The 12,390-nt window shown below is 69.5% G+C and carries 12 protein-coding genes and 1 tRNA gene; 6 read left to right on the forward strand and 7 right to left on the reverse strand.

Annotated elements, in window-relative coordinates; translation table 11 throughout:
• Both AB0M02_RS23625 and AB0M02_RS23630 read left to right on the forward strand, forming a co-directional pair.
• A partial coding sequence (locus AB0M02_RS23625) for an FtsK/SpoIIIE domain-containing protein (RefSeq protein WP_364230021.1) occupies positions 1–1,155 on the forward strand: 1,155 nt, incomplete at its 5' end.
• Between the two features lie 290 nt (positions 1,156–1,445).
• The gene (locus tag AB0M02_RS23630) at positions 1,446–3,149 is read left to right on the forward strand and encodes a recombinase family protein (RefSeq protein WP_364230553.1); all 1,704 of its coding nucleotides are present in this window, start codon (positions 1,446–1,448) and stop codon (positions 3,147–3,149) included.
• Here the strand turns inward: AB0M02_RS23630 and AB0M02_RS23635 are convergent.
• A tRNA-Leu gene (locus tag AB0M02_RS23635) sits at positions 3,105–3,188 on the reverse strand. The genes AB0M02_RS23630 and AB0M02_RS23635 overlap by 45 nt on opposite strands.
• 37 nt (positions 3,189–3,225) lie before the next feature.
• Complete coding sequence (locus AB0M02_RS23640; RefSeq protein WP_364230023.1) at positions 3,226–3,885, reverse strand: TetR/AcrR family transcriptional regulator C-terminal domain-containing protein; 660 nt, start codon at positions 3,883–3,885, stop codon at positions 3,226–3,228.
• Positions 3,886–3,969: 84 nt separating this feature from the next.
• On the opposite strand from AB0M02_RS23640, the gene AB0M02_RS23645 reads away from it, so the two are divergent.
• Complete coding sequence (locus tag AB0M02_RS23645) at positions 3,970–4,935, forward strand: NAD(P)-dependent alcohol dehydrogenase (protein WP_364230024.1); 966 nt, start codon at positions 3,970–3,972, stop codon at positions 4,933–4,935.
• Positions 4,936–5,052: 117 nt separating this feature from the next.
• Positions 5,053–5,235: a hypothetical protein gene (locus AB0M02_RS23650; protein WP_364230026.1), complete on the forward strand. Its 183-nt coding sequence runs from the start codon at positions 5,053–5,055 to the stop codon at positions 5,233–5,235.
• Here AB0M02_RS23650 and AB0M02_RS23655 read toward each other — a convergent pair.
• The 3 genes from AB0M02_RS23655 to AB0M02_RS23665 form a co-directional block, all read right to left on the reverse strand.
• A complete protein-coding gene (locus AB0M02_RS23655) occupies positions 5,232–5,855 on the reverse strand; it encodes a response regulator transcription factor (protein ID WP_364230028.1) in 624 nt (207 codons plus the stop codon). The two genes, AB0M02_RS23650 and AB0M02_RS23655, sit on opposite strands and share 4 nt — an antisense overlap.
• A gap of 483 nt (positions 5,856–6,338) precedes the next feature.
• Positions 6,339–6,998, reverse strand: coding sequence for a response regulator transcription factor (locus AB0M02_RS23660; protein ID WP_364230556.1), 660 nt, complete (start codon positions 6,996–6,998; stop codon positions 6,339–6,341).
• Positions 6,983–9,052 (reverse strand): histidine kinase, encoded by a 2,070-nt coding sequence (locus AB0M02_RS23665; RefSeq protein WP_364230029.1) that lies wholly within the window; start codon positions 9,050–9,052, stop codon positions 6,983–6,985. Before AB0M02_RS23665 ends, AB0M02_RS23660 begins: the two co-directional genes overlap by 16 nt.
• A gap of 201 nt (positions 9,053–9,253) precedes the next feature.
• On the opposite strand from AB0M02_RS23665, the gene AB0M02_RS23670 reads away from it, so the two are divergent.
• On the forward strand, positions 9,254–10,186 hold the full coding sequence (locus AB0M02_RS23670) for a CPBP family intramembrane glutamic endopeptidase (RefSeq protein WP_364230030.1): 933 nt from the start codon (positions 9,254–9,256) through the stop codon (positions 10,184–10,186).
• 73 nt (positions 10,187–10,259) lie between these two features.
• Entirely contained in the window at positions 10,260–10,739 is a 480-nt protein-coding gene (locus AB0M02_RS23675; RefSeq protein WP_364230031.1) for a PepSY domain-containing protein, read from the forward strand.
• A gap of 43 nt (positions 10,740–10,782) precedes the next feature.
• Here the strand turns inward: AB0M02_RS23675 and AB0M02_RS23680 are convergent, their stop codons facing one another.
• Together AB0M02_RS23680 and AB0M02_RS23685 are read right to left on the reverse strand one after the other, a co-directional pair.
• Positions 10,783–11,502, reverse strand: coding sequence for a hypothetical protein (locus AB0M02_RS23680; RefSeq protein ID WP_364230033.1), 720 nt, complete (start codon positions 11,500–11,502; stop codon positions 10,783–10,785).
• A 61-nt stretch (positions 11,503–11,563) separates the two neighbouring features.
• Complete coding sequence (locus AB0M02_RS23685; RefSeq protein ID WP_364230035.1) at positions 11,564–12,304, reverse strand: glyoxalase; 741 nt, start codon at positions 12,302–12,304, stop codon at positions 11,564–11,566.
• Positions 12,305–12,390 lie beyond the last annotated feature (86 nt).

Here is a 12,390-nt window from a genome sequence, read left to right on the forward strand (position 1 = left end):
GCCGACGTCATCGCCAAAGTGCCCGCCATCGAATCCGCCCTCGGCACCCGCCCCGGCGCCGTCCGCGTCGAACAAGACCCCGCCCACGCCGGCCGTTGCACCATGCGCGTGCTCGCCATCGACCCACACGCCGGCGCCATCCCCTGGCCCGGCCCCACCACACGAACCCTGGCCGACCCGATCGAACTCGGCGTCTTCGAGGACGCGACACCTGTCCGCATCCCGTTGCTACGCCGACACGCACTTATCGGCGGCACTACCGACTCCGGCAAGAGCGGCGTACTCAACGTCGTCCTCGGCAACCTGGTCGCCTGCGAAGACGTCGTGCTCTGGGGCATCGATCTCAAAGGCGGCATGGAACTCCGGCCCTGGGCACCCTGCCTCGCCAGACTCGCCACCACGCCCGACGAAGCGACTCAACTGCTCGCCGACGCCGTCAGCGTGCTCGACGCCCGCGCGCACGCCTCCAGCCACGACAACACCCGCGTCTGGGAGCCCAGCCCTAAAGCTCCCGCGCTAGTGATCGTCATCGACGAGTACGCCGAACTCGCCGACACTGCACCAGCCGCAGTCATCCACGCCGAATCCATCGCCCGACGCGGACGCGCGGTCGCCGTCGACCTGCTCGCCGCCACTCAACGCCCGACGCAGAAGGCCATGGGCGGGGGAGCGCTGCGCTCCCAGATGAGCGTCCGCGTCTGCCTCCGCGTTCGTGAACGCCGCGACGTCGACCTCATCCTCGACAAAGGCATGCTCACCGCCGGCTGGCACGCCCATTCCCTCGACGCACCCGGCAAGTTCTACGTTCTCGCCGACGGCCACAACCAACCCCGCCGCGCCCGCGCCTACCTCGTCACCGATGACCACGTCCGCGACACCGTCACTCGCTACGCCGACCAGCGACCCGACCTCGACCCGCTCTCGCGCGCAGCACTCGACCGACAACCGAAGGCCATCGACCCACCCCGTGCCCAGCCGTCCGACCCGGAACGCACGCTCACCATGGCCCTCGACCAGGCACCCGACGGCGGCCTGACCGTGCCCGAACTCATCGACCTCACCGGCATGAAACGCACCTGGATCTACGACCGCCTCCAAGCCCTCGCCGCCGCCGGCCGCGCCCAGCAAGTCACCCGCGGCCACTGGCGAGCCTGACCCGAACGTCCGCGCGGACGTCCGTCCGTCACGCGCGCGTCTGCGCACATCAACGCGCGGACGGACAACGGACGGACGACCGCGCGGACACTCCGAAGCGAGCAGAAGGGAGGCCCGACGATCACCACCGAAGACCTAACCACTGAGGGGAGAAATCGCAGCATACGAACCGCCATGACACTCGAAATCAAGAATGGCCAGCTCAAGACGTCCCTAGAAGTCCCGCTCTCCGATACTGCCGCAGATGCGCTGTGGCGCATCATCCAGCGAGCCCGGAACACTCGGCAGACATGAGGTTCGCCTTCTACGGACGTGTGTCGACCGAAGACCAGCAGGACCCGCAAGCCTCCAAGGCCTGGCAGCTCTCACGAGCCCGCAGCCTCATCGAACCGACAGGCGGCGAGATCGTCACACAGTTCTTCGACGTCGGCCTGTCGCGGTCGCTGCCATGGAAGCGACGCTCGGAAGCGCTCCGGCTGCTCGACGCGATCAAGAGCGCCGGCCGCGACTTCGACGCCGTGGTCATCGGTGAACCGCAACGCGCCTTCTACGGCAGCCAGTTCGGCATGACCTTCCCGGTCTTCGTGCACTATGGCGTCGGACTCTGGGTGCCGGAGGTCGGTGGCGCCATCGACCCCGGTTCCGACGCCCACGATCTCGTCATGGCGCTCTACGGCGGCATGAGCAAAGGCGAACGCAACCGCATCAAAATCCGCGTCCGCTCCGCGATGAAGGCACAGACCGAGCTCGAAGGGCGATTCCTGGGCGGGCGCCCGCCCTACGGCTACCGGTTCGCCGACGCCGGCCCGCATCCCAACCCCGCCAAAGCCGCTCAAGGCAAGCGACTGCAACGCCTCGACCCCGACCCGGTCACCGCACCGGTCGTCGAGCGGATCTTCACCGAATACGTCGCCGGTCGCGGCATGACCTCGATCGCCCGCGGCCTCACCCAGGACGGCATCCCCTGCCCCTCCGCATACGACCGCGCCCGCAACCCGCACCGCAGCAACGAGGTATGGGAGACCTCCGCCATCCGCGCGATCCTGCTCAACCCGCGCTACACCGGTCACCAGGTGTGGAACAAACAGCGCACCGACGAAGTCCTCCTCGACGTCGAAGACATCGCCCTGGGCCACGAGAACCGGCACCGCTGGAACGACCCCAGCGACTGGATCTGGTCAAAGACCCAAGCCCACAAGCCGATCATCACCACCGACCTCTACGAGCGCGCACAACAGAAGATCAAGACACGAGGCGCGCTCGGCGAGATCGGACGTGCACCACGACGAAGCGTGCGCCCCTACCTCTTCCGGGGCCTCATCACCTGCGGCATCTGCGGTCGCAACATGGTTGGCAACCCCAACCACGACAAGCTCTACTACCGCTGCAAGGCGTCCCGCGACTACGTGCGCCAACACCAGATCGAGCACCCGCCCGTGCTCTACCTGCGCGAGGACATCATCACCGAGCCCATCGACCGCTTCCTCCAGCAGGAACTACAAGGCGACACGCTCACGACGAACCTGCGCGCAATGGCCGACGCCCAATACCGAGCCGACCTCGCAGCGCATTCCGCCGACGATGAGGCAGACAACCTTGCCCGGACGATCGAGGACTGCGATGCCAAGATCGAGCGCTACCGAGCCGCCCTCGACGCCGGCGGCGACCCGGTACTCATCGCCGGCTGGATCACCGAGACATCAGCCATCCGCGCCGCTGCGGCCACGACAGCCCGGCTCAGCACCGCACCGCCACAACGACTCACCGACGACCAGATCACCGCGATCGTCGACAGCCTCGGCGGGCTGCTCAAGATCCTCCGCAAGGCCGATCCGAGAGACAAAGCCGAACTCTATAGCCGTCTCGGACTGCGCATGACCTACCAACCAGGCCCAGAAACACTGAAGGCCGAGATCGTCTCCGACGACTTCGGCCGTGTGCTTAATGTGTGTCCGAGGGGGGACTTGAACCCCCACGCCCTATACGGGCACTAGCACCTCAAGCTAGCGCGTCTGCCATTCCGCCACCCGGACCTGCTGGCGAAGAACCTAACAACCCCCGACCGCGCCCTCAAGCAGGGGGCCCACCCGACGCCCCCGGGTCTCGTGATAATGCCTCCAGGCCGTCCAGGATCAGGTCCAGGCCGAACGTTACCTCCGGCTCTCCGGGGTGCCCGCCCGATGCCACAATTCTGGTCAATTCGGCCATGTGGGGGAAGCCTTCCAGGAGGTGCAGGTGTGCCCCCGCCACCTCCGCATAGTCCTTCTGCTCTATCGGGAAGCTCAGCTTTCGCAGGGTGAAGCCGTAGATGAAGCTGTCCATCGTGTTCCACGCATGATCCGCCAAGCCCCAGGAGAAGCCTGCATCCCGCAGGACGCCGAGGGTGAAGTCGATGTAGCGGATCATCGCGGGGCCCGAGTTGGTGCGGGACATCAGCAGCGCCGGGGCCCACGGATGGCGCATCAGGACCTCGTGGGCGGCCAGGCCGCGCTGCCGCATCGCTGACTTCCAGTCCCCGGTCACGGCCGGGAGGGTGATTTCGCTGATCACCAGGTCGGTGATGCCGGCCAGGACGGCGTCCTTGTTGGCGACGTGGCGATAGAGGGACATCGCTTCGACGCCCAGGGACTGGCCGAGGCGGCGCATGCTGAGTGCTTCGGTTCCGCCTGCGTCTGCCAAGGTCAAAGCCGCATTGAGTACGCGTTCCGCGCTCAAAGTTCTGCCTGTCATCGATCCGTCCCGGGTGGGGGTTGCGTTCGCCTGTCACTGTAGCTTACAACGTAAGCTTACGGTGTAAGCAGGAGTGGAGGAAGCATGCGGGCGCTGGTGCAGAGCGGGTTCGGTTCGCCGGGTCAGGTCGTGCTCAGGGAGGTGGTGACTCCGGAGCCGGGGGTTGGAGAGGTGCTTGTTCGGGTGCACGCGGTCGGGCTCAATGCGGCTGATCGTCTGATGTTGCGCGGTTTTCCGTACGCAATCCGGGTTGGAGCCGGCGGCTTCCGCAGGCCGCGCCCGGGGTTCGTGGCCGGGCGCGCGCTGGCCGGCCGGGTTGTTGAGAAGGGTGAAGGGGTGACCGAATTCGACATCGGTGACGACGTGTTCGGGGAGCAGGCGGGCGCGCTTGCTGAAATCGTCCGGGTGCCGGCGGGACTACTCGCGCGTAAACCCGTCGAGTTGAGCTTCGTCGAGGCGGCGGCGCTGCCGTTGGGTGGGACAACCGCACTTCAGACGCTTCGGGATGCCATCCGGATTCAGGCCGGGCAGCGATTGCTCGTGACGGGGGCGGCTGGCGGGATCGGGACGTTCGCGGTGCAGATCGCCAAGAGCATGGGTGCGCACGTGACAGCTGAATGCGCTGGCCGCAACGTCGACAGACTGAAAGCGATCGGGGCCGACGAGGTCCGGGACTATGCGGCGGCGGGTGGACCGGGGGAGGGGTACGACGCGATCTTCGACCTTGCCGGGAACCACTCGATCAAGGAATTGCGAGGTGCTCTGAATCCTGGCGGTGTGCTGGCGCTGTCGGTGGGCACGGGCGGCCGGCTGCTGGGTCCCGCGCGCCGGATCCTGGGAGCGAGTGTCACCGGCTTGTTCTCGGATCGGCGGTTGAAGACGCTGGTAGGCCGCCCGAACAGGACTGACTTACAGGAAATATCGGAAATGTCGGTTAGGCCGGTCATCGACTCCGTCTATTCGTTCGAGGACGCGGCTGAGGCGATGGACCGGATCGATCGAGGAAAGATCGCCGGGAAGGTCGTCGTGGAGGTCGTGCCGGCGGGCTGAGGGACGGGCGGGCTGAGAGACCGGCAGGCTGAGAGACCGGTGCGCCGCTTCAGCCGAACGGAGAATGCGGCCCTCTACCGGCGGGGAATCGCCCCGGAATGATGCGAGAATGCCGCCATGGACGACCTGCGAACCAAAACTGAGGATGAGGTCCGGACCGATGCCGTGATCAGCCGCCGGGGGTTCTTCGGGCGGACGGTCGGACTCGCCGGTGCCGCCGGGGTGCTGCTGGCGCTCACCGGCTGCCCGGGTGGCGACGGAGATGACGACGACGGTGACGACGGGGACGACGACGACTAGAACTTCGGGGCGTCCGGCGCCTCCAGCAGGCCCAGCCGGAGCGCGGTCATCAGGGCTTGGGCCCGGTTGGCCGCGCCGAGCTTCTCGTACAGCTTGGACATGTGCGTCTTCGCCGTCGACTCGGAGACGAACAGCTGCTTGGCGATCCCGGCCACGCTCATGCCGTCCGCGAGCAGCCGCAGCACCTGCGCCTCGCGAGGGGACAGCTGCGGCCCGGACGGGGCGAGCCGGCGCTTCATCGCCTCGGCCATGTCGGCTGCGGTGAACGCGTTCGGCGCCACCGCTGCGTGGCGGGCGGCGGCCACCACCTCCTCGGCGGTCGCGGTCTTGGGGACGAACGCGCTGGCACCGGCTTCGAGGGCGCCGAACAGTTGGTCGTCACCGGCGTACATGGTGAGCACCACGATGGCCATCCGCGCACTGTGCCGGCGGATCGCCCGGGTGGCCTCGAGCCCGCTGCCGTCGGGCAGTCGCAAATCCATGATCATGACATCGGGCTGGAGCATGGCGGCCAGCCGAACCGCCTCGGCGGCGGTCGCGGCCTCACCGATGATGACGAACTGCCGGTCCCGCCCGAACGCGTGCCGCAGCCCGCGCCGGATCAGGTCGTGGTCGTCCACGATGACAACGGTGGTGCGGCCGTCGGAAGCGCGGGGCGGGGTGGGCGACCACTCAGCCGACGGCGGACCCGACTGGGCCGGGAGCTGTGCTGTCAGGTCGCGGCGCTGGGCTGACCGGGGTGGCGGTTGAGCGGAGGGCGGCGACCCCTGGGCTGACCGGGGTGGCGGTTGAGCGGAGGGCGGCGACCCCTGGGCTGATCGGGGTGGCGGCTGGGTTGACCTGGGTGGCGGCTGGGCTGACCGGGGTGGCGACCCCTGAGCTGACCGGGGCGACCTCTCACCCGACGATCCCGGCGGCGGGGACAGGGACGGCGGCGGGGACAGCGACAGCGGCGGGGAGGGTGGCGGTGACGACGGCGGTGGGGATGGGGCAGGGCGTGGTTGGGCCGGTGCCGTGGTCGCAGCCGGTAAGCGAAGTCCCATCCTGGCCCCGTTCGTAGGCTTCTGTCAGCCTATCCCCGCCCGCCACCGAGAAACGACGTGTCAGCGTGGTGTTACCAGACCAAGGTCGTACGCGACGATCGTCGCCTGCACCCGGTCCCGTGCTCCGATCTTCGCCAGCAGCGCGTTGACGTGCGCTTTGACGGTGCCGGTCCCGATGCCGAGGACGTCGCCGATCTCCGCGTTGGACAGGCCGCCGGCGAGTTGGACGAGCACCTCCCGTTCACGCGGGGTGAGCAGGGTGAGTCGCGGATCGTCCGGCTGGGCGGACGACACCGTACCGCGGGCGAACGCGTCGATCAGCCGCCGCGTGACGGTGGGGCTGAGCATCGCGTCGCCGCCGGCCACGACACGGATCGCGGCGACCAGTTCGGCCGGGTCGGAGTCCTTCAGCAGGAAACCGGAGGCGCCGGCGCGCAGGGCCTGAAATACGTACGCGTCCTGATGAAAAGTGGTCAGCACCAGAACCCGGGGAGCTGTCGTCTCGGCGGTGAGGCGGGCCGTCGCGGTCAAACCGTCCATTCCGGGCATCCGTACGTCCATCAGCACGACATCCGCCCCCACCCGAGCCGTCAGCTCCAGGGCGCTCTGACCGTCACCGGCCTCGCCCACGACCTCCATGTCGCCCTGCGAGGCAACGATGGCGCACAGCCCAGCGCGCACCATGAGCTGGTCGTCAACGACGATCACCCGAATGGCGATGACGACACCTCCGGCGACGGCTTGTCCGCGCTTCCCAGATCATCGAGCAGCTCACGCATGGCGGCCAGGGCACCCTTCCCGGCCTCGAGCACCCCGTCCAGATCCGCGCGTTCGGCGGCGAGCGGCACCCGCGCGGCATGCGACAGAACAGCGGCGTGCAGTCCGGCGGCCACCCGGGCTCGCTCGTCGCGGGTGCGGAGTTCGGCCTGTGCGGTGACGGCCACGACCGCGCCCTCCTCCCGCTCGAGTCGTCGCTGCCGGCGCCGCCGCGTCGCACGCCCGGCCAGCCAGGCGGCACCCATCGGCAGCGCCAGAATCACCGCGGCGATCACCGTCAGGAACCCGGCCGCGATCACGAACATGATCGGTCCGAGCCGGGGCTGTCCGAGATTGACCAGCACGGACAGCGTCAGCGCGGTATTGACGAGGGAGACGACCGGGGCGATCCACGTCAGCCCGGGGCGGGAACCACGGGAGGCGACGGCGTAGACGGCGGCCAGATCGGCGCCCACGCTGAACAGGAACAGGTAGGTGTCCTCGTCGCTCATCACGCCGGTGACCAGCAGCAACGGCCCCAGCCAGGTGGTGGCCGTGACGATCGCGAACACCAGCCACGGCGCGCGCCGCCGCCACATCAGGGGCGCGGCGTGGGCGATCACGGCAAGCAGCACGAGCGCGGTCGCGGCCGGGGACTCGGTCGCCAGACCGGCGACGCCGGCCAACGGCAGGGCCAAAGTGATCATAGCCAGCGCGGCGTCCAGCACGGCCTGGCTGCGGAGCAGGCTCCTTTTCAGGGGTACGCGCAAAGCACGCGGAAACACAGCCCGCACCCGCCATCCACCCCCGTCACGCGGCCCCGCCTCCACCGTCCCGCCCAGCGCCACCGCCCGCTCCCGCATCCCCGCGATCCCACGCCCCCCACCGAGCCCGGCCGTCCCTTGCTTGGCTGTCGCCGTCCCGGCCGGGCCGTTGTCCTCCACCACCAGCTCGATCTCCGTCGCTCGGCGAGTCAGCCCGATCCGAACCGTGGCCCCCGGCGCGTAGCGCAACGTGTTCGTCAGCGCCTCCCGAGCAATCCCGCGCACCGCCTCAGCGACCCCCGCCGGCGCACCCACCAGCTCCGCCTCACCCATGCCCGGCGGTTGCGCCCCGGCTGTGCCTGGCGGTTGTTGCTCGGCTGTGCCTGGCGGTTGCTCCCCGGCTGTGCCTGGGGGTCGGCCGCCTGTGCCTGGGGGTCGGCCGGCTGTGCCCGGCGGTTGCTCCCCGGCTGTGCCCGGCGGTTGGTTCCCGGCTGTGCCCGGCGGTTGGTTCCCGGCTGTGCCTGGTGGCGGTTCCTCGGTGAGGTCGAGGAGGACTGTTTGGCCCAGGTGGCGGAAGTCGTCGGCCAGGTCGGACAGGGTGGGGGTGGGGTCGGGGGTGAGTTCGCCGTAGGGGAGTACCGCCACCAGGCGTCGCAGGTCGGTCAGGGCCTCATGGCCCGTGCGGGCGGCGAAAGTCAGGGCCTCGGTGCGCAGTTCGGGGCGTTGGGTGCCGAGGAATTGGGCGGCTGAGGCCTGTACCACGATGGAGGTCAGGTGGTGGGCGGTGACGTCGTGCAGTTCGCGGGCCAGGCGGCGGCGTTCCACCTCGGCGGCCTCGTGGCGGGCGCGTTCGGCTTCGGCGAGGCGGCGGGCGGCGGCTTCGCGGTCGGCCAGCCAGCGGTGACGGATGCGACCGGCGGCGGCGACGATGCCGTACGTGGCGCCGCCCACGACGACGTCCAGCGGGTCCGAGCCGGTGAGCAGGACGTCGGTGACCTGCCAGAGGGTGAGTCCGGCGACGGCCAGCGCGGTGGTGCGGCGGGAGCAGTGGGCGGACAGGGTGAACAGGGCCACCAGGTCGGCCAGTGACATGACCAGGAGGGTGTCGCCGGGGACGAAGAAGACCTGCTCGGGTGCTATCCAGCCGCTCAGCGTGACGGCGGCGGTCACGGTGACGAGGACGGCCACGGGGCGGTTCCGGCGCAGGAGCAGGGCAGCCGTGATCACGAGGATGAGCAGGACGAGTGCGGTCACCCGTACGGTAAAAGGCTGCGTGAGAGAAACGCCTGGCCAGACCACCAACTGGGTTGCCGCCAGCAGTGTCGGCGGCAACCAGATCCCCCAGCGTGCCATCGCCGGACAGCTTACGGGTAAGGCGGTCTATACCTCAGGGTAGAGACGGGAATCCGGCTCCGGCCGGATGTCCGCGGCGGGCGCGGTGGCCAGACTTCGAGCATGCTGAATTCGCCGCCGCCGCTCACTCCCTATCACCGGCTCGCCCGCACCGCCTCGCACCGCTGGTGGCGCCCGGTGCTCGGCACGCTCTTCATTCTCGGGGCCGCGGTCGTCCTGATCGTCGGGTTCGTCCTGGTCACCGCACTGATCGGCTGGCTGGCGGGACGGCCCGAGGTGGACGGCATGCCCAGTTTCGGGCCGCTGGCCGACCTGGCCCTGTCGTTCGCGAGCATCGCGCTCCTGCTGCCGGTCGTGCTGCTGGCGGCGTGGTGGATCCAGCGGCGGCCGCCGGGGACGCTGTCGTCGGTGACCGGGCGGCTGCGGTGGCGCTGGCTGGGGATCTGCCTGCCGGTGGCGTTCGTGGCGATCGTGCTCTTTCTCGGGGGCGGGCTGGGTCTGGCGGCTGTCACGGGCACGGACACCGGGCTGGGTGATCCACTCGCGGGGTGGGGGACGTTCCTGGTCTCGACGTCGGTGCTGCTGCTGGTGGTGCCGTTCCAGGCGGCGGCGGAGGAGTACCTGACGCGGGGCTGGCTCCTGCAGGGCGTGGGGGTGTGGTTCGTGGCGCCGTGGGTGCCGATCGCGGTGCAGGCGCTGGTGTTCGCGGCGCTGCACGGGTGGGGGACGCCGTGGGGCTTCGCGGACCTGCTGATCTTCGGGGTGGTGGCCGGGTGGCTGACGGTGCGTACCGGCGGGCTGGAGGCGGCGGTCGCCCTGCACGTGATGAACAACCTGGTCAGCACGGTCATGGCCGCGGCGTGGAACGACCTCGGGGTGGACGAGACGGCGGCGGACATGCCCTGGCAGTTCGCGGTGGTGGATCTGCCGGTTCTGGTGGGGTTCGCGGTGGTGATCCTGTGGCTGGCGCGGCGCCACGGACTCTCGACGGCGACTGCCGCGCAGCCTCGTGAGCTGGTCTTAGCCGGGTCTTAGCGTTCGCACAGCGTGGCGATATCCGCGGTCGGGTGATCGTGAGCGGGTCAGATCGACTGGGAGGTTGGAAAAGATGAACAAGCGTACGCGGACCGGTGTGGTTGTCGCGGTGGGGGCGCTGGCGGTGATGGGGGTCGCGGGGACGGCTCTCGCCGGGGACACCAGCCCGTCGGTGTCGGCGAGCCCGTCGGACGACTCGGTCACGAGCTCGCCCTCGCCGTCGTCCACGTCCTCTTCCTCGCCGTCGTCCGGACCGTCGGCTTCGGCGGCGGGTGGGATCAGCCTCGAGGATGCCAAGGCGATCGCGCTGCGAGCGGCCGGTGGGGGTTACGTCGAGGACACCGAGCGGGAGACGGAGCACGGGCGTCAGGTGTGGGACGTGGAGGTCGTCAACAGCGGCGTCGAGCACGACATCGACGTGGACCTGAACACCGGCGAGGTGCTGCGCCACAAGCAGGACGACGACAACGACCGGGGCCGGGACGACAGCGACGACGACGATGACAACGGTGGTGACCGTCATGGTGGCCGCGATGACCGTGACGACGACTGATCATCGGTAGGGGAGAGGGCGCATCCCGAGGGTGCGCCCTCTCTTATTGCTCCGGCCGGGGAACGGGCTGGAACGCCACATCGGTCACGTCGGCGGCCAGCTCGGTGAAGTCGGTGCCGTAGGCGGCGGGCTCGACCACCCGCAGCACCAGCGCGAACGGCCGGTCGGCGCCGTAGGTGCGGCCGAGCTCCGGGTGGTTCGCGGCGAGGTAGCGGGCGGCGGCCAGGTTGCTGCCCGCGCTCAGGCCGCCGAGGAAGAACACCGGGTGCCCGCCGGCCGGTCCCCAGAACCGGGCGAGCAGGACGTAGCTGGTCTCGGGGCTGAGAACGTACTCGGTGTCGCCGACCGTGAACGACATTCGGCGCTTTCCCTCGTCGAAGTACTCGTATGTCACGCCGCGCAGGATCGTGCGCACGTGGGTGGCGCTGCGCGGGCTCGCCTCGCCCGGGCCGCCCACGCAGAACTCGGTGAGCCGTCCGATCTCGCCGGACGGCTGGTTGTCGCCGACCCGGTCGGCGTGCGCGCCGCACTCCCGGGCGATGGTCGCCAGCTCGACCAGCGCGGCGACGTCGCGGCGGTGGACGCTGAACTCGCGCGGCGACGACGCGTGCCGGGACACCACCAGCAGGCAGCTCCCTCCGGCGGTGAGGCCGAAGAAGGCACGTTCCCGGTTCAGTTTGCGGCGGCGTACGAGGAACCCCGCGAGCCAGACGGCCGTACCGGCGATGACGCTCGCCAGCAGATTGATCAGAAGGTCGCCCACGCCATGATGATTGCCGATCCCGTCGACGCGCCGTCGAGCGGACCGGTGCGGGAAGCGACGATCATGTGGACGTCGCGAGCCAGGGCTCGATCAGGGCGGGGTCGGCGACGAAGGCGGTCACCCGGGCACGTTCGTCCGGGGTCAGGCCGAGGACGCGCAGGCGTCCGCCCCACTCCGGCACGCGGTCCGGTTCGTCGAGTGCCAGCGAGAGTTCGATGAGCGCGGCCAGTGCCATCGCCTGCTCGACGGCCGGGGCGTCCGGGTTGCGGCGCAGGCCCGAGTTCAGCGCGCGGAACGCGGCGCGGTCGTCGGTCTTGAACTCGCGCAGGATCCGCGCGTTGTCGAGGACCTTGGCGAGGCCGGTGAGCTGCTTCGACCCGCCGTACTCCAGGCCCTCGGGCTCGTCGCGCCGGATGAAGACGATCGAGTTGCCGGACGGGTCCATGACGGTGAAGCGGGAGGCACCGGCCCGGTAGCGCGTGATGCGCGGCAGCCCTTTCGACAGGACCTTGCCGTAGGTGCCGCGCATGGCCTCGGTGAAAGCCGAGTGATAGGGGGCGACGTCGTCCACCATCACCAGGCAGCCGCCGGTCCGCTCCTGAGCGGCGTCGGCACCCTCCGCCGGCCGCCCGTAGTGCAGCTCGAAACCACTCCAGCGAAAGGCCAGATAAAGGTACGGCCGATGCTGCTCCCAGGTCACCCGGAAGCCGAGGGCACGCCAGAAGGTCAGCGTCTCCTCCGGCGCGAGGCAGGGCAGCAGCGGCACGATCGTCTCGTTCGGTCGAACCGGTTCGGCGGTCATCGTCGGCACCTCGGTCGCTCGGCGGCAGTGGCGAGGCCGAAGTCTTCCCGAACGTCGTGAAGTGCGCATATAGGTTGGCACAAACC

This window comes from Actinoplanes sp. NPDC051861, assembly GCF_040681145.1.
In the GTDB taxonomy this organism is placed as follows: Bacteria; Actinomycetota; Actinomycetes; order Mycobacteriales; family Micromonosporaceae; genus Actinoplanes.

Excerpts from the sequence above, each read along its gene's own strand:
- AB0M02_RS23670 (WP_364230030.1), top strand. The coding sequence starts at position 9,254 with ATGCTGAATTCGCCGCCGCCGCTCACTCCCTATCACCGGCTCGCCCGC.
- AB0M02_RS23675 (WP_364230031.1), top strand. The coding sequence starts at position 10,260 with ATGAACAAGCGTACGCGGACCGGTGTGGTTGTCGCGGTGGGGGCGCTG.
- AB0M02_RS23685 (WP_364230035.1), bottom strand. The coding sequence starts at position 12,304 with ATGACCGCCGAACCGGTTCGACCGAACGAGACGATCGTGCCGCTGCTG.
- AB0M02_RS23645 (WP_364230024.1), top strand. The coding sequence starts at position 3,970 with ATGCGGGCGCTGGTGCAGAGCGGGTTCGGTTCGCCGGGTCAGGTCGTG.
- AB0M02_RS23640 (WP_364230023.1), bottom strand. The coding sequence starts at position 3,885 with ATGACAGGCAGAACTTTGAGCGCGGAACGCGTACTCAATGCGGCTTTG.
- AB0M02_RS23650 (WP_364230026.1), top strand. The coding sequence starts at position 5,053 with ATGGACGACCTGCGAACCAAAACTGAGGATGAGGTCCGGACCGATGCC.
- AB0M02_RS23630 (WP_364230553.1), top strand. The coding sequence starts at position 1,446 with ATGAGGTTCGCCTTCTACGGACGTGTGTCGACCGAAGACCAGCAGGAC.